General features: G+C 66.4%; 17 protein-coding genes. 11 read left to right on the top strand and 6 right to left on the bottom strand.

Translation table 11 applies throughout. The features are described 5' to 3' along the window. Position 1: 1 nt before the first annotated feature. Entirely contained in the window at positions 2 to 274 is a 273-nt protein-coding gene (locus KF941_RS17685; RefSeq protein ID WP_036752670.1) for a hypothetical protein, read from the top strand. Positions 275 to 463: 189 nt separating this feature from the next. Then, positions 464 to 691 (top strand): hypothetical protein, encoded by a 228-nt coding sequence (locus tag KF941_RS17680; RefSeq protein WP_214274076.1) that lies wholly within the window; start codon positions 464 to 466, stop codon positions 689 to 691. Positions 692 to 1,094: 403 nt separating this feature from the next. Here KF941_RS17680 and KF941_RS17675 read toward each other — a convergent pair whose 3' ends face one another. From KF941_RS17675 to KF941_RS17665, 3 genes are all read right to left on the bottom strand, one after another. Continuing rightward, complete coding sequence (locus KF941_RS17675; protein ID WP_214274075.1) at positions 1,095 to 1,523, bottom strand: metallophosphoesterase; 429 nt, start codon at positions 1,521 to 1,523, stop codon at positions 1,095 to 1,097. Positions 1,524 to 2,099: 576 nt separating this feature from the next. Continuing rightward, entirely contained in the window at positions 2,100 to 7,229 is a 5,130-nt protein-coding gene (locus tag KF941_RS17670; RefSeq protein WP_214274612.1) for a RecQ family ATP-dependent DNA helicase, read from the bottom strand. 345 nt (positions 7,230 to 7,574) lie between these two features. Further along, the gene (locus KF941_RS17665; protein WP_214274074.1) at positions 7,575 to 8,564 is read right to left on the bottom strand and encodes a LysR family transcriptional regulator; all 990 of its coding nucleotides are present in this window, start codon (positions 8,562 to 8,564) and stop codon (positions 7,575 to 7,577) included. A 242-nt stretch (positions 8,565 to 8,806) separates the two neighbouring features. On the opposite strand from KF941_RS17665, the gene KF941_RS17660 reads away from it, so the two are divergent. From KF941_RS17660 to KF941_RS28390, 9 genes are all read left to right on the top strand, one after another. Next, positions 8,807 to 9,649, top strand: coding sequence for a transporter substrate-binding domain-containing protein (locus KF941_RS17660; protein WP_036752665.1), 843 nt, complete (start codon positions 8,807 to 8,809; stop codon positions 9,647 to 9,649). Positions 9,650 to 9,710: 61 nt separating this feature from the next. Then, on the top strand, positions 9,711 to 10,370 hold the full coding sequence (locus KF941_RS17655) for an amino acid ABC transporter permease (protein ID WP_036752662.1): 660 nt from the start codon (positions 9,711 to 9,713) through the stop codon (positions 10,368 to 10,370). 3 nt (positions 10,371 to 10,373) lie between these two features. After that, the gene (locus tag KF941_RS17650; RefSeq protein WP_214274073.1) at positions 10,374 to 11,096 is read left to right on the top strand and encodes an amino acid ABC transporter permease; all 723 of its coding nucleotides are present in this window, start codon (positions 10,374 to 10,376) and stop codon (positions 11,094 to 11,096) included. A gap of 47 nt (positions 11,097 to 11,143) precedes the next feature. Next, positions 11,144 to 11,899, top strand: a complete 756-nt coding sequence (locus KF941_RS17645; protein ID WP_214274611.1) for an amino acid ABC transporter ATP-binding protein — start codon at positions 11,144 to 11,146, stop codon at positions 11,897 to 11,899. Between the two features lie 19 nt (positions 11,900 to 11,918). Next, positions 11,919 to 12,908: an agmatinase gene (locus KF941_RS17640; protein ID WP_214274072.1), complete on the top strand. Its 990-nt coding sequence runs from the start codon at positions 11,919 to 11,921 to the stop codon at positions 12,906 to 12,908. Between the two features lie 76 nt (positions 12,909 to 12,984). Beyond that, positions 12,985 to 13,743, top strand: a complete 759-nt coding sequence (locus KF941_RS17635; protein ID WP_240540473.1) for an amino acid ABC transporter ATP-binding protein — start codon at positions 12,985 to 12,987, stop codon at positions 13,741 to 13,743. Positions 13,744 to 13,752: 9 nt separating this feature from the next. Next, positions 13,753 to 14,754 (top strand): asparaginase, encoded by a 1,002-nt coding sequence (locus tag KF941_RS17630; RefSeq protein ID WP_214274071.1) that lies wholly within the window; start codon positions 13,753 to 13,755, stop codon positions 14,752 to 14,754. Positions 14,755 to 14,844: 90 nt separating this feature from the next. Further along, entirely contained in the window at positions 14,845 to 15,102 is a 258-nt protein-coding gene (locus KF941_RS28395) for a DUF2200 family protein (RefSeq protein ID WP_276315874.1), read from the top strand. Next, positions 15,102 to 15,245 (top strand): DUF2200 family protein, encoded by a 144-nt coding sequence (locus KF941_RS28390; protein ID WP_276315873.1) that lies wholly within the window; start codon positions 15,102 to 15,104, stop codon positions 15,243 to 15,245. Before KF941_RS28395 ends, KF941_RS28390 begins: the two co-directional genes overlap by 1 nt. A 282-nt stretch (positions 15,246 to 15,527) precedes the next feature. Here the strand turns inward: KF941_RS28390 and KF941_RS17620 are convergent, their stop codons facing one another. The 3 genes from KF941_RS17620 to KF941_RS17610 form a co-directional block, all read right to left on the bottom strand. Further along, a complete protein-coding gene (locus KF941_RS17620) occupies positions 15,528 to 16,694 on the bottom strand; it encodes an acyl-CoA dehydrogenase family protein (protein WP_214274070.1) in 1,167 nt (388 codons plus the stop codon). 92 nt (positions 16,695 to 16,786) lie between these two features. Next, entirely contained in the window at positions 16,787 to 17,158 is a 372-nt protein-coding gene (locus KF941_RS17615) for a DUF4286 family protein (RefSeq protein ID WP_214274069.1), read from the bottom strand. A gap of 155 nt (positions 17,159 to 17,313) precedes the next feature. Beyond that, on the bottom strand, positions 17,314 to 18,732 hold the full coding sequence (locus tag KF941_RS17610; protein WP_214274068.1) for an MmgE/PrpD family protein: 1,419 nt from the start codon (positions 18,730 to 18,732) through the stop codon (positions 17,314 to 17,316). Positions 18,733 to 18,881: the final 149 nt, after the last annotated feature.

Raw genomic sequence — 18,881 nt, 5'->3', positions numbered from 1 at the left:
ATTGGTGCTGAAAGAAGATGCCGCGTGCTTTGGCGGCTTTGACCGGCTCGGCCAGCGGGAGGATCACTGGCGCGTCGATCTGCTGGGCGATCAGATCCTCGACGTTGTTGACCTGGGTCTGCACGTTGCCCGTCGTGGCCAGCACGAATTCGAGCTGCGGGAAGGCCGTTTCCATCGCCTTATTGCCTTCTTTGCCGCTGTCGGCGCGATGCTCGGAATCGAAACGACCTTCTGGATGGCTATTATCCCCCCAACCGAGCTTGGTCTGCGGTGAGCATCGCCGTGCTGGGATCTGATTTTCCGGTGAAACGAGGCGATGTTCGTCCAGGCATATGGCGATTCATAGAGTTTTTCGATAATCCTCCTCCTGCTTTCTTGCTGTGGAAGCTGATGGCTGTCCACGGGTTTCCGCTGTCCAGAGGTGTCTCCAACTGGTAGGGAAAGTTCCAGCCGAAAGAGGGAAATGATCATCAGAGGTGATTTGGCAAAAGCCACAGCTATCGCCGTCAGTCTTCCCGGCATCTCGATGGCGAATGAGGTCGCGCCCGGTGTTTTCAAGATTGCCAGCGATGGAAGCGAGAAGATCGATTGCCTTGGGGAATGCGGGACCGTCAGCAACACCTTCTGCAGGTCGATCATGGTGCTTGCCAAGCCACCTCGGCACCGGAGCATGGGGGAAATGCATTCCTGAACAATATTTCCGGCATGCCCGGCGTAAGCGTAACCGGATGCATGGCCCCGAAAACCGTGGATGGGTGCCATGGAAATGGACCCGGCCATTATCATTGTCTTGGCAGTGCACATGACACTTCAAACCCTGCAGTTCACGAGGCGATATTCCACGGTATAGCGGCGCACGGACCCCTGGGAGGCAGTAATTGTATCATTGATATGATCGGAACCTTGTCGGTCTGATATCGCTCGATGAGCGGTAGCATATCCGAGCCATAGACCGGATCCAGATTGCTGCGCCGCCCGCCGATCAGGCCCGGATGCGGACAGCGATGGGCGACGACGATGGTGAGGCCGGGGAAGGGCGCCCTTCCAGCCATGTCCGGTGATCGGCATGGGCAAGCGCCGTGTCGGCGGTAGCCTTAGCTGATGTGATAGCGGCAATCGTCACGCTGCGCCGCCATCATCGCCCAGGCGCAGATCGCCGCGCAGGGCGAAATCTGTCCAGAGCGTGCAGCACAGGAAGCGCAGGTTGCCGAGGACGAGTTCCGCCTTCTGCAGGAATGCTCCCCGGCCCCGGCGCAGATCGCTGCCAGCGAGTCGTCGCCGTCCAGCGCATGGTCGTCATAGTCGCGGTTGCCGGGCCGGAGATGGATCCGGCCTGGCTCGACACAGCGACTCAGGTGCCGGAGCATATGCGGCCAGCGCACCTTGGGCTTGTTCGAAAGATCGCCTGCGACGATCAGTGCATCGAGCGAGGCGAGAAACTCCGCATCAAGGGCCGCGAGCGGATCGCGGCCGGCCTGCAGCCAGAAGGCGAGGTGAAGATCGGCGGTCACGAGAATGCGCATGTCACCACCCTCCCTTGTCGTTCCGGGCCGCCAGGTCGTTCGCATCGAGGGAGCGGACCGCCATCACCTGCGCGGCAAGCAGCTGCTCGAGCCGCACCAGACCGTCCGGCGGGGTGACGCCGGCGCCGCCTATGACGCCGGGGCAGGGCGCGCCGCGTCACGCTCGCGGCCGGCGGAGCCGGCCAGGTCGGCGCGGGTTGCTCCGGCAGCCGGACCGGCGGACAGTGGCAGCCGGCACCCGTCGTTCGAGGTCGGCACCGAGATCACCCAACTCATGTCGAACGCTCGAAATTGGGCAGTTCCAGCTGCGTGCCGGCGCCAGAACTGGAGGAGATCAGTTCGCCCTCTCGCCCGAAACCTCGATCCGGCGTTGACCGGGCGGTCGGCTTTCGAAAGCGGCGTGGCGAGGGCCCCCGGCGCGGCCAAGCGCGATGGTGCTGGCCATGAAGGCATGCGTCCGCCCGTCGTCGCGCATATCCGCCTGGAGAGGTCTGGAGGGTTTCACCATCTGATCGCGGAAGGGGCTGGGGCGATCCAGCCTCCGAATCTGGACAGGGCGAACAAGCCTTGCCCCGTTCAATCGCGGATGAATTCAAGCTCGGGCAGGACGGTTTCCCATTCGTCCCGTTTGATCCATTCCCTGTAGGCTTCCTCGTTGTCGATCTTCCGCCAGCGCACGACGGCACCGACGGAACCTTTCAGGAAGGTCATGCCCTCGGGGGGTTGCCAGGCTTTCGCCATGCGGCCAAGCGGGCGGCCGCGACGGTCGCGCAGGCTCCAGCGACCATCCTCGCGGATCAGGTGAAGCTCGTCGCCGGAGCGGGCGCTGGCAATGGCCGCATGGGCGGGGTGCCCCGGCGCAAGACGACCGGCGAAGGACAGATCGACCGCCTCGAGGCTTGGCAGTTCGTAATGCCTTTCGGGCGGCAGGCCATTTCCGAGATCGACGCGCACCGGGCGGTGCAGGATGCCGTCGCCCCCTGGCTGCAGGACCGCATGCCGGCCGGTGGTGGTCATGGCAAGCGTCTGGCGCGCGCGGGTCATGGAAACGTAGAAGAGCCGGCGGGGGGCGTCCTGATCCTCGCCACGGTTGGCGTTTTCCCATCCGCCGTCCAGGATCACGACGTGGTCGAACTCCAGCCCCTTGGCGCGATGCCCGGTCAGCAGAAGCAATCCGCGCTGTTCGCCCCGGCTGTCCCGCGACCATTCGGCCAGCCATTCGATGGCATCCAGCGCCGGCATCGCGCCTGTTCCCAACTCGCGGGCCAGGGCCGCGATGCCCTCGGCGATGCGGTCGATCCACCGGCTCGGCACCTGCCCGTTCAGCAGATCCAGGATATCAGCGATCGTCATCACCCTGCCGGGTTCGTGGCGCAGGCCCGCAACCAGGGCCTGCATTTCCCGCAGGCGCCAGAGGCCGGGGGGCTTTTCGCTGGCCAGCTCGACCTTGATCCCCAGCGTCTCGGCATAGGCCCGGACGGGGCCAAGCCGCTTCCATTGCCGCGCGATGATCGCGGCCCGGTCCCAACGGAATTCGGGATCGAGGCGGGACAGCCGGATCAATTCGTCCAGCGCGGCCATGGCGTGGGGGATTTCACCGGCAGGACAGTCCAGCAGTTGGACGCGACCCTGGGCGACGGGATCATGCCGGGCCATGACACCCCCCGCAGGCTCCATCACCCTGCCGCTGTCGATGGTGATGTCGCGATCGGCCTTCATGCGGTCCCGCGCCGGCCGGATGACGGCGTTCGCGGTCTCGACGATGTTCCGGGTCGAGCGGTAGTTCTCGACCAGGAATTCCGGGCGGGCGCGGTAGTCCTCCTCGAACTTGCGGATGTAGTCGATCGAGGCCCCCGCGAAGGCATAGATGTTCTGGTCGTCGTCCCCGACCGCAAACAGGCTGAGCTGAAGGTCCGGGTCGTCCAGCGACCGGCCCGCCACCGCCGCGATCAGCGCATATTCCTCGGGGCCGATGTCCTGGTATTCATCGACCAGGATCCAGCGATAGCCCTGGATCAGCGCATCGCGCTGCGCCTCGGCCTCGGCCCGGCCCAGGCCCTCGCCGTTCAGCTGGCGGACCGCCTCCATGACGATGCCGTCGAAATCGCGGTCGTCGGATTTCTGGCCGGTGAAGCTGGCGCCGACCAGGCGCATGGCCAGGGCATGGCAGGTCGAGACGGTGACGCCGTTTGCATCGTCGCCGACCAGATGGCGCAGGCGCGCCCTTATCTCGGTGGCGGCATGGCGGTTGTAGGTCAGCACCAGGATGCCGCGGGCATCTTCGCGGCGCATCCGCAGCAGGAAGGCGATGCGATGCACCAGCACCCGCGTCTTGCCCGAGCCGGGACCGGCCAGCACCAGGACATTGGTCTTTTCCCGCGTATCGGTGACGATCCGCTGCTGGACCGGGTTTCCCAGCGATTCGACGATGGCCTTCCAGGAGGTGCCGGTCGTCTGCCGGCGGATGTCCTGACCCCGACCGGGCAGCCAGCGGTGCAGGAAGCTGTCCTGGTCCAGGGTGAAGTAGTCCGCGGACAGGCGTTCCGCCTCGTTCATGTCGACCAGGCCGCGTTCGGCATAGGCGGCCATCACATGGGTCTGCACGGTCTGCTCGGTGTAATGTTCCTCGAGCGGCAGGAAATGTTCCTTGGTGAAGGGTCCGCCCTTGGAGTTCAGGTGGACGGTCATCGCCGGGCGGAAGATCATGAGCCCCTTGCCCAATGTCACGATGCCCTGTTCGTGCAGCCACAGAAGCGCACGTTCCATGAGCTTGGTCATGTCCCTGACGCCGCTGGCTTTCAGCTCGATATCCGCGGCCATGGCGTTCAGGAGATCGCCGATCTTCGTTTCGACCTGGATGTCCTTGCCCCGGATCCCCTTGCCGACCTTGCCGGCCAGATGTCCAAGCAGAACGGCCGCTGCCTTCCAGCGCAGTTCCGCCGTCTGCTCGATGATCCGCCAGGATCGTTCGAGCGCGACCGCAAGCGTGTTGCGCGACGCCTTCCTCAGCCGGATATTGCCACGGCCGCCATCCTGGTCCCGTCCGTCGCGGGCCATGCCGCGCAGCAGCTTTTCGACGATGTCGGGGCGTGCCTCCTTATACCCCCCGTCGCGCAGGGTCTGGCAGGTCTCCGACAGGTGCAGCGGGACGGGTTCGGACCGCCCGGCATCGGGGGCCGCCTCGCGCATCAGCGCGATCAGGGTTTTCTCCAGATCCGACGCCTCGGCAAGGCGGGCGGCGGAATGCCCTTCGATGCCGATATGGACGAAGACGGTGATCGCCAGATCGTTGCTGGCGATGCCCAGGGTCTCCAGATCGGCCATGGCCTTGTTCAGCTGGCCCGGCGTGAGGCCGCTCGCGCCGCAAAGCTCGTCGCTGGAGATGCCCTGGTCCGGCGGCGCGTTCATCACATGCCGGACGATGGCGACAAGGGCCTTGCGCCGGGCCTCGGTGATCTGGGCCTCGCGCAAGCGGCTCTCGGCCTCGTCGAGCGTGCGGATCTTCAGCGAGGAGGGATAGATCTGGACGCGGTTCTCCTCGCGCCGCAGCAGCACCGCCTCTTCGAGCCAGGACACCGCCGTCTTGACCCGCGTGTCTTCGGTGGCGCTGTCGCGTTGGAATTCGCGGTCCTTTTCCTCGCGGACGATCTCGCCCGAGGTGGCGACGACCGTCCCGGTCTTGCGGGTGCGTTCATCGATCCGGCGGATCGCCCGCAGGATCGCGCCGATCTCGTGCCGGGCCAGGCGCGAGCGTGCCGAAAGCTGGAATTGCCGCTCGATGTCGTCGGCGGCATAAAGCAGCACGCAATTGGCATCGGCCCGGTCCCGCCCGGCCCGCCCGGCTTCTTGCAGATAGTTCTCCAGCGAGCCGGGAATGTCGCAATGCACGACCAGGCGGATGTCGGGCTTGTCGATCCCCATGCCAAAGGCGTTGGTGGCTGCGATGACCCGCAGTTCTCCGGTTCGGAAGCGTTCCTGGATGTCCTTCTTGTCGTCGGCGCCGAGGCCGGCGTGGAAATGCTCGGTCGCCATGCCCTGGTGCTTCAGAAACGCGGCGACCCGCTCGGTCGCGTTCCGGGTCGCGCAATAGACCACGGCGCCCGAGCGGCCTTCGGCGGGCAGCATGTCCGAGATCACTTCGAAGATGTCGGCCAGCTTCCTTTCTTTCCCCGTCGGACGGACCTCGAAACTCAGGTTGTCTCGCGTGGCACCGCCGTCCAGAAGCAACAGCTCGACGCCGACGCGGCTTTCGAAATGCTCGCGAATGTCGCGCACGACCTCGGGCTTCGCGGTGGCGGTCAGGCAAAGGATCGGCGGCGGCGGCCCGTCCCCGGCGGTTTCGCGGATGAAGCGCGCGACATAACGGTAGTCCGGCCGGAAGTCGTGGCCCCATTTCGAGATGCAATGCGCCTCGTCCAGAGCCCAGAGACCGATTTCCCGCTGTTGCAGCACCGAGCGGATCGAGGTGCTGCGCAGTTGCTCGGGCGAGATGATCAGGATCGCGGCATCGCCCATGCGGATCCTGTCGAGCGCGTCCTTGCGCTCGGGCATCGACAGCATCCCGTTGATCGTCACGGCCGAAGAGATCCCGGCCCGCTCCATCCCCTGGACCTGATCGGCCATCAGCGCCACCAGGGGCGAGATGACCACGGTAAGGGCGCCGGTCCTGTCGAAACGCGACAGGGCGGGGATCTGGTAGCAGACGGACTTGCCGGTGCCCGTGGGCAGGATGCCCAGCAGGTTCCGCCCGTCCATCGCCTCGCCGACGATGCGTTCCTGAAGCGAGCGCCCCCTCTCGTCGGCGGGTTGCGGCCGGAAGGCATCGAAGCCGAACCAGCGCCGGAGCGCCTTGACCGGGTCGTTCTGTTCCGCGCACCATCCGCATCCGGGATCCTGGCAGGAGCCGTCCCTCAGCTCTCGCACGATCAGCGAGGCCTCCCTGAACTGGGCCCGGACCCAGGGCGGCATGACCGAATCCCCGCCGGCGACCGAGATCCAGGACAGGGCATAGGCCATCGGCCAGCCGCGGTCGGGGCTGGCCAGCCGGTCCATTTCCTGCTCGAGGCGCTGCTTGCAGGTCTTGCCTTCCGCAAGGCGGCGGATCGCAGCGAAGGCCTGTTCCCGAGAGGGTAGCCCGGCGCCCCGCACATGGCCAAACACCGCGTCGAATCCCCGGCTCAGATCCTTGCGCGTGGTCAGCCAGTGATAGGCGGTCAATGCATCGGGCGTCTGGGCATCCAGGTCGCTGAAGGCATTGAGCTGGTTCTCCAGCACCTGGAAGACCAGCTTCGCATCGAGCTCGGGGTCGTTCACATGGCCGGCCTGCAGGCGCCCGTCCTGATAATGCTTGACCAGATGGTGATAGGGATTGCGCGGAAAGGCGAGGGGGTTCAGCCAGAGCGTGTCGATGGGCGCCTGCATGATCCGCGACAGGCGCGGCCGGGCAGCCACGAGATGCGCCAGATCGTGCCGCAGGAAATTATGCCCGATCGGGTGCGCGATGCCGTCGAGCGCCTCTTCCAGGCAATCGAGCCCCTTCTCAAGCTGCCCCTCTTCGGCGCGGATCGCCTCGTCCATGCCGTGACGGACCGCGGCGAAGGCAAAGATCCGCGCCGTCCTGGGGTTGACCTCCAGGTCGATCGACAGACATTGCCGCAGAAAGCTGTGGCGGTCCGATACGGCGGTCGTGGTGCATTGCTCATCCATCTCGAGCAAAGGGAATACAATTCCTGCGCTTCGTGCAATCGCAACATCGCCGCAGCTTTCGGGTCGCCCCGGCGGGTGCCGGATGCCGCCGCATTCTTCTGGCGACAATGCCGGCGCCTGGCGAAGAGGGGCGGCTTGCATTCCGGCATGTTCGAATGCCCATGCCCAGGGACATGCGCCCGGTGACGACCCGGCCTGCATGGCACGAGCTTCCCCGGCAGACGGATTTCCAGGCATTTGCCGCTCAGGCCCCGCGAAGGAATCCGGCGCGGGGGCTGAGCAAGGGCGCGCTCTGCTGCGGTTTCGATCTGGCGCGCGGTCATATTGCCCCCAAAAGGTCGTGGCTTATTTCGCCACCGTCACGGCGGTGCCCAGCCATGGGGCCAGGGCGCTGAGAGCCGGGACATATTGCGTGGCGACGATCGCGCGGCAGGTCTGGACCAGCAACGGTTTCAACGCCGTCAATTCGCCGCTGCGGGTCACCAGATAGATCCGCCGCGCGAAGGCCGGGCCGGGCAGGGGCAGGATCTGCAGGAACGGCACATGGTGCGCGCATTTGCGGATGCAGCTTGGCGTCAGGATCGTCCAGCCCAGCCCCGCCGCAACGAAGCTGATGATGGAATCGATGGTGTCGCAGGCGAAGGCATGCGGAACCTCCAGCCGGGTGCGGCGGAACTGCTGCTCGACCCGCCGCGCGATGCCGGTGGTGGCGCCCGAGCGGATCATCGGCGAGGTGGTGGCAAAGCGGCGAAACGATTCCTCGTCGCGGAACGGCGGCATCTCCTTGGGCAGCAACGCGATGAACTGCTCGGAGAACAGCTCGTGCCGGTCGAAGCGGTCGAGATCGTCGAAAGGGTCCGCCGAGATGACGGCGTCCAGGTCGCCGCTGATCAGCTTTTGCCGCAGCGGCTCCATGAAGCCGCTGAAGATCGAGACCGCGTCGATGGTGTGGCGCATGGCCTTGATCAGCTGCGGCACCAGCGGATCGGACAGCGAATCGATGATCCCCAGCCGCAGCTGGGTCAGGGTCGTCTGGTTGGCGTCGAGCAATTCGTTTCGCAACGATGCCGCCTGCGACAGCAGCCGCTCGGCGCTTTGCGCCAGCCGCCGGCCGGCGGGCGTCGGCACCATCGGCCGCGACGTGCGGTCGAACAGCGGCACGCCCAGCTCTGCCTCGAGCCGCAGGATCTGCCGGGAGACGGCCGATTGCGTCAGCTGCATGCGCTCGGCGGCGGCGGTCATGCTGCCGGAGCCGAAGACGGCGAGATACAGTTCAAGCGCATGCAGGTCTATCGCCAGGCGCGGCGGGGGGCTGAGGGGGTCGGCAGCGCACATGAAGGGTCAAACCATGATTTTAGGGAATGATGATCAGGAATTTTCGGGATGATGGCAAGCCGGAATCGTGCCGGATATGCGGGTGTTCCGGTGACATCATGCTGTAAAAAATGGAATTAATGGAAACCTATCGGGGGCGGCGAGTTTTCCGGCGCGCGACCGAAGAATGATTTTTGTTTTTGATAAGGGGCGGATTCGCCTTATCCACGGCTCAGATCATCTGACAAGGGAGGAGCCTGACAATGATCACCCGCCGCACCTTTGCCGGCCTGTCGGTCAGCATCGCCATCGCCCTGGCGAGCGCAGTGCCGGCTCTGGCCGAGACCACTTTCGAGAAGATCAGGCGCACCGGCACCATGGTCGTGGGCACCGAGGCCGCCTATCCGCCCTTTGAATTCGTCAAGGACGGGCAGATCACCGGCTTCGGCCGCGACCTGCTGGACGAGATCGCCAAGGCCTGGGGCGTCGAGATCAAGCAGCTCGACCTGCCGTTCCAGGGCATCCTGCCGGGGCTGCTGGCGCAGAAGTTCGACTTCGTGGCGACCTCGGTCGGCATCAACCCGGAACGGGCGGCGCGCTATGCCTATACGCTGCCCATCGCCGACAGCACGGCCTATGCCATCAAGCGCGCCGGCAACGGCGACATCGGGGGCGTCGAGGATCTGGCCGGCAAGGTGGTGGCGACGCAGCTCGCCTCGGCCGTCGATCCGGTCGCCAAGGCGCTGGACGAAAGGCTGAAGGCCGAGGGCCAGGGTTTCGCCGAGCTGAAGCTGTTCCCCACCTTCAACGATTCCTTCCTGGCGGTGGCCAATGGCACGGCGGATGCCGCCATGGCCGGGCTGCCGGTGCTGCAGAACCTGATGAACGAACGGCCGGGCGTGTTCGAGCTGGTCGGGCAGGCGGCCGATACCCAAAGCCTGAACGCCTGGGTGGTGCGCCCCGAGGACAAGGACCTGCGCGACGCCATCAACGCCGTCATCCTGGAGCTGAAGGCCAGCGGCCGCTTTGCCGAGCTGCAGCAGAAATGGCTCGGCATGACCTACGAGCTGCCCGAAACGGGCTATCTGCCCGAAGGGGCGCTCTGACGGCCCCGCGGCCCTTGGCAAGGGGCCGCGGCACAGGCCGCGCAGAAGCAGGAGGAAGCCCGTGGATTTCGACCTTCTGGCGTTTGGTGACGCCTTCCCCCGGCTGCTGCCCGCAGCCCTCACCAACCTGACCATCGCCCTGGGCGCCATGCTGCTGGCGCTGATCGGCGGCACCGTGCTGACCGTGCTGCGCACCACCGGCATCGGCTTGCTGACCGGCGCCATCGGCGTGCTGATCAGCTTCATCCGCGGCACGCCGATCCTGGTGCAGATCTTCCTGTTCTATTACGGGCTGCCGGCGCTGGGGCTGGACCTGACGCCGATCCAGGCCGGGGTGCTGGCCATCGCGCTGAACAGCTCGATCTTCATCACCGAGATCATGCGCGGCGGCCTAGCCGGCATGGATCCCGGCCCGGTCGAGGCGGCCATCGCCCTGGGCGTGCGGGCGCGGACGATCTGGACGCGGGTGATCCTGCCGCAGCTCTACATCCGCATCCTGCCGCCGCTGGTCAACGAGCTGACCACCATCGTCAAGGGCACCGCGCTTTTGTCGGTCATCACCGTGGTCGAGGTGCTGCGCACCGCCCAGCAGATCGCCAACACCACCTTCCGCCCGCTCGAGGCGCTCTTGGCCGCCGCCATCGTGCTGTTTGCGCTGAACTTGGCGATCAGCCAGCTGGGCCGCCGCATCGAAACCCGCTTCGCCGCGCGCAGGGGATAGGTCATGACCCTCGATTTCTCCGTCATTCTCGACAATTGGCCGCTTTTCGCCGCGGGGCTGTGGGTGACGCTGGTCGTCGCCCTGCTGTCCATCGCCGCGGGCTTCCTGCTGGCGATCCCGGTGGCGATCATGGCGCTGTCGCATCGCCGCTGGCTGCGCGCCATCGCCGGGGCCTATGTGGAATGGTTCCGCAACATCCCCTTCATCGTGGTGCTGTATATCTTCTTCTACGGCCTACCCTTCATGGGGCTGCGCCTGCCCGAGCCGGTGGTCGGCGGCATCGCCCTGGCCTTCTATGCCAGCACCTATTTCTCGGAGGTGATCCGCGGCGCGGTGCTGGCGGTGCCCAAGGGCCAGCTGGAGGCCGCGCGCGCCGTCGGCATGTCCTATTTCATGGGCATGCGCGAGGTGGTGGCCCCGCAGACGCTGCGGTTGCTGCTGCCGCCCTCGACCAACACCGCGATCTCGATGATCAAGGAAACCTCGGTGCTGTCCACCATCACCGTGGCCGAGATCACCTATCAGGGCCTGGTGGTCCAGGGCGCCACCTTCGCCCCGTTCGAGGTGTTCCTGACCACGGCGGCGCTTTACTGGCTGATCACCTCGGCCTTCGCCCATGGCATGCACCGGGTCGAGCGCGCCGCCGGCGCCGCGCAGGGCAGCCAGCAGGCCCGCCACAGCCTGGCCGACAAGTATCTCCAGCTCGGAATGCGGAGGAGCAAGTGACCCATCCCCTTCTGAAAGTCTCGAACCTGGCCAAGTCCTTCGGCACCATGACCGCGCTGCGCGACATCAGCTTCGAGGTCGCGGCGGGCGAGGTGGTCTGCATCATCGGCCCCTCGGGCTGCGGCAAGAGCACGCTCCTGCGCTGCATCAACTACCTGACCTTTCCCGACGGCGGCTTCGTCGAGGTGGACGGCACCCATATCGGCCGCGAGCCGGGCCGCGACGGCAAGGTGCGGATGCAGTCGCACAAGCGGATCGACCAGCTGCGGCCGACGATGGGCTTCGTGTTCCAGCAGTTCAACCTGTGGCCGCACATGACCGTGCTGGAGAACATCGCCCGCGGCCCCATCAAGGTGCAGCGCCGCCCGCGCGAGGAAGTCGAGCGCCAGGCCCGCGCGCTTCTGGCCCGCTTCGGCCTTGCCGGCAAGGAGGATGCCTATCCCTCGGCGCTGTCGGGCGGCCAGAAGCAGCGCGTCGCCATCGCCCGCGCCCTGGCCATGGAGCCGCGGCTGATGCTCTTCGACGAGCCGACCTCGGCCTTGGACCCCGAGATCGTCAAGGAGGTGCTGCTGTTCCTGCGCGAGCTGGCCGACAGCGGCATGACCATGGTGATCGTCACGCATGAGATCGGCTTTGCCCGCCATGTCGCCGACCGGGTGATCTTTCTTGACGGCGGCTTGGTCGCCGAACAGGGCCCGGCCCGGCAGGTGCTGGGCGACCCGCAGAACCCCAGGCTGAGGGAGTTCCTCGCCCAGATCCACGAGGTGGCGGCCCCCGCCGACCTTTCCACCCCAAGCCATTGATTCACCCGGAGGACCATTCATGACCCGCAAGCTGACCTCGGCGCCCAAGCATGGCCATACCAGCATGCTCTATTCGACTGTGCATACTGACCTGGACACGCTGGATGCCGACATCGCCTTTCTCGGCATCCCCTACGGCTCGGCCTATACCATGGACGAGGTGACGAACGACCAGAGCCGCGCGCCGACCGCGGTGCGGCAGGCGACGGACCGGGCGGTGCGGCTGCTCGACCGCTATGATTTCGACATCGGCGGCACGCTTTACGACGGCCGCGACGTGCGGGCGGTGGATTGCGGCGACGTGACCGGCGATCCGGCCGATCCCAAGGCGCATTCGCGCAATGCCGAAGCCGCGGTGCGCAGGATCCTGGCCGCCGGGGCGCTGCCGCTGATCATCGGCGGCGACCACGGCATCCCGATCCCGGTGCTGCGCGCCTATGACGACCAGGGGCCGATCACGCTGATCCAGATCGACGCGCATCTGGACTGGCGCGACCAGATCAACGGCGTGCATGATGGTCTGTCGAGCCCGATCCGCCGCGCCTCGGAAATGCCGCATGTGAAGGAGATCTTCCAGATCGGCATCCGCGCCCAGGGCACCGCCCGCCCCGAGGAATACGAGGCGGCGCAGGCCTACGGCTCGAACATCGTCACCGCCTACGAGCTGCACGAAAAGGGCATGCAGGCGATCCTGGACCGCATCCCGAACGGCGGGCGCTATTACCTGACGGTGGATGCGGACGGGGTCGATCCCTCGGTGATGCCGGGCGTGGCCGGGCCGGCCTTTGGCGGCGTGACCTATTGCCAGATGCGCGAGCTGCTGCACGGGCTGGTGCGCAAGGGCCGTGTGGTCGGCATGGACATCGTCGAGATCACCCCCTCGAAGGACGTGAACCAGCTGACCGCCATCGCCGCCGGGCGCTTTTTCGTGAACCTGGTCGGCGCCGCCGTCCGCGCCGGCTATTTCGACGAGCGGATCAGCCGGCGCGCCGCCCGGCCCGCCGCCTGATCGCACCCCGCCCGTTCCGGCAGTCCCGCCGGGGCGGGCCGTCAAGGATGCCAACCCAGGATTCAGGAGGTCCGCCATGTCCAATCCAGACGCCTCGCCCGCCGGGCCGATCATCTCCGTCGCCGGGGTGAACAAATGGTATGGTGCGTTCCAGGTGCTGACCGATGTCAGCCTGTCGGTCGCCAAGGGCGAGAAGGTGGTGATCTGCGGCCCCTCCGGCTCGGGCAAGTCGACGCTGATCCGCTGCCTGAACCAGCTGGAACAGCATCAGCAGGGCTCGATCGTCGTGGACGGGATCGAGCTGGGCAAAAGCGAAAGCGCCGCGCAGGCGGTGCGGCGCGAGGTCGGGATGGTGTTTCAGCATTTCAACCTGTTCCCGCATCTCGACCTGGTGCAGAACTGCGTCCTGGCGCCGATGTCGGTGCGCGGCATGTCCCGGCGCGCGGCCGAGGCGCTGGCGGTCAGGCTGCTGGAGCGGGTGCGGCTGGGCGAACACGCGCATAAATACCCCTCGCAGCTGTCGGGCGGCCAGCAGCAGCGCGCCGCTATCGCCCGCGCGCTCTGCATGGAGCCGCGCGTGATGCTGTTCGACGAGCCGACCTCGGCGCTGGACCCCGAGATGGTGGGCGAGGTGCTGGACACCATGCGCGGGCTGGCGGCCGAGGGCATGACCATGATGATCGTCACGCATGAGATGGGCTTCGCCCGGCAGGTGGCCGACCGGGTGGTGTTCATGGACCAGGGCCAGATCGTGGAACAGGCGCCCCCAGCGGCGTTCTTCGGCGCCCCGGTGCATGAGCGCACCCGGCGCTTCCTCAGCCAGGTCCTGCACTAGGGGGCGGGCATGGCGCCACGGACCATCGCGCTGGTCTCGACCGGCGGCACCATCGCCTCGCGCTTTTCGGCCGACCGCGGCGGGCTCTTCAGCATGGACGGGCCCGAAGCGCTGCTGCCCTCGGGCCCGTCGGAACTGCGGGTCGATCCGTTCTGCAATCTCGGCAGCAACCGCATCGACCTGGCGCAGTCGCTGGAACTGGCGCGGCGGATCGCCGGGCATCTGGCAGATCCCGAGGTGGCCGGATGCGTGGTGACGCATGGCACCGACACGATGGAGGAAAGCGCCTTCCTGGCCAGCCTGGTGATCGGGTCCGAGAAGCCGGTGGCGTTCACCGGGGCGCAATTCGCCGCCGACAGCCCCGTGCCGGACGGGCCGGGCAACCTGGCGGCGGCGCTGCGCCTGGCGGGCTCGCGCAAGGCGCGGGGCCTGGGCGTGGTGGTGGTCTTTGACGGCAGCGCCTATGCCGCCGAGGATGTCACCAAGATCGACGCGCAGGCCCGCGCCGGCTTTGCCGGTCCGCATTTCGGCCCGGTGGCGCGCATCGGCCGCGCCGGCATCCGCCTGCTGGCGCGGCCGCCCCGGCCCGCGCCCCGGCCGGCGACCGGCATCAGCCGGGACGTGGCGCTGTTGCCGGCGGTGATGGGCATGGACGGCCGCGGCATCGACGCATTGGTGGCCGCCGGCATGAGGGGCATCGTGATCGAGGGCTTCGGCTGCGGCAACGGCACGCCCGAACTGGCCTTGGCCGTGGCGCGCGCGCGGGAGCGGGGCGTGACCTGCGTCGTGACGACGCGCTGCCTGCGGGGCGAGACCCGGCCGCTTTACGCCGACGGCGGCGCGCTGGACTTGCAAAGGGCCGGGGCGATCCTGGCAGGCCGGTTGCAGGGCAAGAAGGCGCGCATCCTGCTGGCCCTGCTGCTGGAAAGCCAGCCCGGTCCCGTCACGGCCAGGGATTTCGGGCATTATTGCCGCGATCTTGCTGGGGATGCCGGGGCGCAGATGAACTGATCGCCCGCGGCCGAGGTTGGCCCGGAGCGCGCCGCCCGTTCGACGCGGGCAGGTCAACGTGACGCGCCTGGAACGGTCGGGGGAGGCGGCATGACACGCAGGATCTTCACCACGCGCTTCGCCAGCCTCTCACCGCATTGCGTGGCGAAGGCGGAGAAGAAGGGCCGCACCAAGGCCGAGGTCGATGCGATCATCCCCTGGCTGACGGGCTGCGGGCCAGAGGAACTGGCGGCCCGGCTGGAAGACCGGACGGATTTCGAGACTTTCCTAGCCGAGGCTGTGAACCCGGCGCGCGCGGATCAGGGGCGTGGTCTGCGGGGTCCGGGTCGAGAAGATCCAACCCGGTGATGCGCGAGATCCGCTATCTCGACAAGCTGGTCGACGCACTGGCCAAGGGGAAGCCGATGGAGAAGATCCTGCGGAAAGAGCGAGGCGCGCTGGTGTTGCGGGTGAAAGGCTACGACCTGTCACGCCTGCCGCCGCCCGCGTGAGGCCCCCTGGCATCGTAGGCAAAAGGCCCGGTGGCGTGTTGCCGAAATCGGGCTTTTCCTCGCGGAACGGCATGCTTCCTGGTCTTCGCTCGATCCTTTGCCGGAGGCGATGCCGCTTTTCGTAGCGAGGCGCGCGGCAGCGTTCCCGCATGGCGTGCCCGGACATGGCACCCAGCCCGAGAATGCGGATGGCGGCAAGCAGCTTGCTCTTTGGGATCGCTCTTTCTGCCGAGCTTTCCTGGGCCGTGCCCCCGGCGACGATCCGCCGGGGGCGGCACGCCCTCAATACGACTTCGGCAGGCCGAGCTTCTTCTCGGCGATGTTGGACAGGATCAGCTGCGGGGTGATCGGGGCGATATAAAGGATCATGATCTCGCGCATGAAGCGCTCGACATGGTATTCCTTGGCATAGCCATAGCCGCCATGGGTCAGCATCGCGTTCTTGCAGGTCTCGACCGCCGCCTGCGAGGCCAGAAGCTTGGCCGCATTCGCCTCGGAACCGCAGGGCTTGCCTTCGTCCCACAGCCTTGCGGCATGCAGCATCATCAGGTTCGCCGCCTCCAGGTTCGCCCAGTTCTGCGCCAAGGGGTGCTGGATGCCCTGGTTCTGGCCGATGGGCCGGTCGAAGACCACGCGCTCCTTGGCATATTGCACCGCGCGCTCGTTCGCCGCCCGGCCGATGCCGATGCATTCGGCGGCCACGAAGATGCGCTCGGCGTTCATCCCGTGCAGGATGTAGCGGAAGCCCTGGCCCTCTTCGCCGATCAGATCCTCGGCGGGGATTTCCAGGTTCTCGATGAACAGCTCGTTGGTGTCGATGCCCTTGCGGCCCATCTTGTCGATCTCGCGCACCTCGATGCGGCTGCGGTCGAGCTTGGTGTAGAAGATGCTGAGGCCATCGGTCGGGCGCTTGCATTCCTCGATCGGCGTGGTGCGGGCCAGCAGCATGATGTAATCGGCCACCTGCGCGGTCGAGATGAACACCTTCTTGCCGTTGACCATGTATTTGTCGCCCTGGCGCACGGCGCGGGTCTTGAGCTTGGTGGTGTTCAGCCCGGCATCGGGTTCGGTGATGCCGAAACAGGCCTTGACCTTGCCCTGGATCATCGGCGGCAGCATGCGCTGGCGCTGTTCCTCGGTGCCGAAGAGGACGATGGGCTGCAGGCCGAAGATATTGAGGTGGATGGCCGAGGCGGCCTGCACCGCGCCGCCCGATTCCGCCATGGCCTGCAAGAAGATCGCCGCCTCGGTGATGCCGAGGCCGGCGCCGCCATAGGCCTCTGGCATGGCGATGCCGAGCCAGCCGTCATCGGCGCAGGCGCGATAGAAGGCCTCGGGGAAGCCGCCCTCGCGGTCGCGTTCCAGCCAGTAGTCGGGGCCGAATTTCGACGCGATGCGCAGGGCCGCATCCCGGATCTCCTGCTGGTCGGGGGTCAGGATGTTCTCCATGGGAATCCTCGTGTTGGTCAATTGAAAAGGGGCGCGTGTTTCCCCGCCACGGCCTGGCATTGAAGCGCCATGGGCATGCGGGGGCGATTGGCTTATTCTTTCGGATATTGCATATCCGTGATCGGTTCGAAGACGCAGAAGAAGCGCTTTTCCGCAAGCGTGTCCGATATGGGCATCGCATCGGTATTCACGCGCGCCCGGATCTGGCCGATGATGTCCTGAACGTCGTCGGTATCGCAATTATAGATGGCGAGGTAATTCCATTCGAACGGACCGGGATCGCGCTGGTGTTCGCTGCGCTTGAATCGCTGGGAGCTGACCACGCCCGGAATGCGCATCACGTCCTGAAGATGCTGATGCGTATACCAGTCGTTGAATTCGTCGTCCGTGCCTTCCTTGCAATTCGTGAACACGATAAAGTCGAAACGCGGCATTTCATCCTCCCTGCGCTGCAGCAGTTTCATACGCGGCCCGAAAACGGGTCGATCGTTCCCCTCGGGGCATCCGGTTCGGACCACCCCGTTCGGCGGCGACCTGGGGAAAGCCTTTCCCGCGCGAAGTCCTGCCTGTCCTGCCGGGCCCATGCGCCGCCCCGCACCGCCGGCAAGACCAGCCCCGTTCAGCCTGTGCCGGCCAGCTTGACGACATCCGAGACGTCGTCGGCATCGGCCAGGCCCAGCAGCCTGTCGGCGAGTTGCCGTGCGCGGTCCTCCGCCAGGACGGCTTCGGCATTCACCCGGAACTTCTCGACCAGATCGGCAGTGGTCATGTAGCTGTCGCTGCCCGGCGCGCCGCTGCCCTTGGGGTGGCTGCGCTCGGCGACGAAGACTTGGCCGCGCGCGCGGACCTCGACGCGGGTCGGGCGGCTGGCGCGGTCCTTGGTCAGCGAATCGGCATAATCCGGGTGGATCACATGCTCGACCTTCTCCATCAGCCGCATGACCGAGGGGTCATAGACCCTCTCGGGCTTTTGCCATTCCGGGCCGCGGAGGAATTGATGGGCGCCAAGCGCCAGGCCATGCGCGATGCTGAACTGCGCATCCGTCACGTCGGTGATGTCGCGGTTCATCCACAGCGGGCGTTCGAGGAAACCCTCGACCCAGGCCTTGATGCCTTCGATCTCGTCCGGCGTGATCCGGTTTTGGTCGATGATCTGGTTCAGCGCGTCCAGCGGCGCGTGCAGGACGCGGCAATGCGGATAGGGCTTGAACGAGCTTTCGGACGGAAAGCGCCATTCGCTGCCAAGCTTGTCCAGGATATGCTCGGGTTCCCAGCGGCGGGTGCCGATGAAGCGCGGATAGCCGTATTCCGGCTCGAAGATCTGCCGGTCGCCGCGATGGCCGAAGCCCGCCATATGCGCGGCGGTGATCGCGCCATGGGCCAGCCAGCCGCCCAGCATGTATTTGATCGTCGTCGGCGGGGCGTGCTGGCGCCAGGACGCCGCCGCGTTCACGGGCGAGATCATCGCCGCGATCGACAGCGCATTGCCGACGACCTCGGCGGGCTGGCCCTGAAGCTTGGAAATGGCGGCGGTCGCGCCGAAGATCGTGCTGGCGAAACCCCAGACGGGCGGCGGCTCGACCTTGCCGTCCCGGATGTCGCGCAGGTAATCCATCGCCTTGCCGATGCGCCAGGAAATCTCGTGCGCCAGCGCGGTCGCAAGGATCAGCTCGCGGCCGCTGGCATGCCGGGTTTCGGCCAGGGCAAGCGCGCCGGGCAGGACATAGGGGCAGACATGGCCGGGCGGCAGGACCGCGTCATGGTCCAGCGCATTGATCAGCTCGGCATTGGCGAAGGCGGCGCCAAGGATCGAGGCGCGATGGCCGGTCCCCAGGATCGTCGCCTCCGTCCCGGCCTGCATCCGCCCGTAATCGACGCCGATCTGGCCGCGCTTATGCGTCGTCCCGGCAATGCCGCAGCCGACCGAGTCGAGAATGATCCGAACCGTTTCATCCACGACCGCCGCAGGCAGATCCTCGAAGCGGGTATCGGCCACGAATGCCGACAAATCGTCAAGCACCTGCTCATTCATATCCATAATCCTCCTCCTGCCTCGCGATTTCCTGTCCCTGCCGCCCGGTTTTATACGGAAAGGGGCGCGGATATTGCCGAGGGATTTCCATGTTCCTGGGCATCCTCGCCTTGCGGATTGGCCGCGGTTTCGGAAAGCCGCTGCCAGCCCAATCT

It is taken from the genome of Paracoccus sp. pheM1 (assembly GCF_018499825.1).
Classification (GTDB): domain Bacteria; phylum Pseudomonadota; class Alphaproteobacteria; order Rhodobacterales; family Rhodobacteraceae; genus Paracoccus; species Paracoccus versutus.
The sequence above is the reverse complement of the archived record's forward strand: the minus strand, read 5'-3'. Positions and strand labels throughout refer to the sequence as shown.

Bases quoted from the DNA above. Each gene is read 5' to 3' on its own strand.
- KF941_RS17635 (WP_240540473.1), top strand. From the start codon at position 12,985: ATGTCCAATCCAGACGCCTCGCCCGCCGGGCCGATCATCTCCGTCGCC.
- KF941_RS17615 (WP_214274069.1), bottom strand. From the start codon at position 17,158: ATGAAACTGCTGCAGCGCAGGGAGGATGAAATGCCGCGTTTCGACTTT.
- KF941_RS28395 (WP_276315874.1), top strand. From the start codon at position 14,845: ATGACACGCAGGATCTTCACCACGCGCTTCGCCAGCCTCTCACCGCAT.
- KF941_RS17650 (WP_214274073.1), top strand. From the start codon at position 10,374: ATGACCCTCGATTTCTCCGTCATTCTCGACAATTGGCCGCTTTTCGCC.
- KF941_RS17640 (WP_214274072.1), top strand. From the start codon at position 11,919: ATGACCCGCAAGCTGACCTCGGCGCCCAAGCATGGCCATACCAGCATG.
- KF941_RS17660 (WP_036752665.1), top strand. From the start codon at position 8,807: ATGATCACCCGCCGCACCTTTGCCGGCCTGTCGGTCAGCATCGCCATC.
- KF941_RS28390 (WP_276315873.1), top strand. From the start codon at position 15,102: ATGCGCGAGATCCGCTATCTCGACAAGCTGGTCGACGCACTGGCCAAG.
- KF941_RS17645 (WP_214274611.1), top strand. From the start codon at position 11,144: ATGACCGCGCTGCGCGACATCAGCTTCGAGGTCGCGGCGGGCGAGGTG.
- KF941_RS17670 (WP_214274612.1), bottom strand. From the start codon at position 7,229: ATGGATGAGCAATGCACCACGACCGCCGTATCGGACCGCCACAGCTTT.
- KF941_RS17665 (WP_214274074.1), bottom strand. From the start codon at position 8,564: ATGTGCGCTGCCGACCCCCTCAGCCCCCCGCCGCGCCTGGCGATAGAC.
- KF941_RS17620 (WP_214274070.1), bottom strand. From the start codon at position 16,694: ATGGAGAACATCCTGACCCCCGACCAGCAGGAGATCCGGGATGCGGCC.
- KF941_RS17630 (WP_214274071.1), top strand. From the start codon at position 13,753: ATGGCGCCACGGACCATCGCGCTGGTCTCGACCGGCGGCACCATCGCC.
- KF941_RS17680 (WP_214274076.1), top strand. From the start codon at position 464: ATGATCATCAGAGGTGATTTGGCAAAAGCCACAGCTATCGCCGTCAGT.
- KF941_RS17675 (WP_214274075.1), bottom strand. From the start codon at position 1,523: ATGCGCATTCTCGTGACCGCCGATCTTCACCTCGCCTTCTGGCTGCAG.
- KF941_RS17610 (WP_214274068.1), bottom strand. From the start codon at position 18,732: ATGGATATGAATGAGCAGGTGCTTGACGATTTGTCGGCATTCGTGGCC.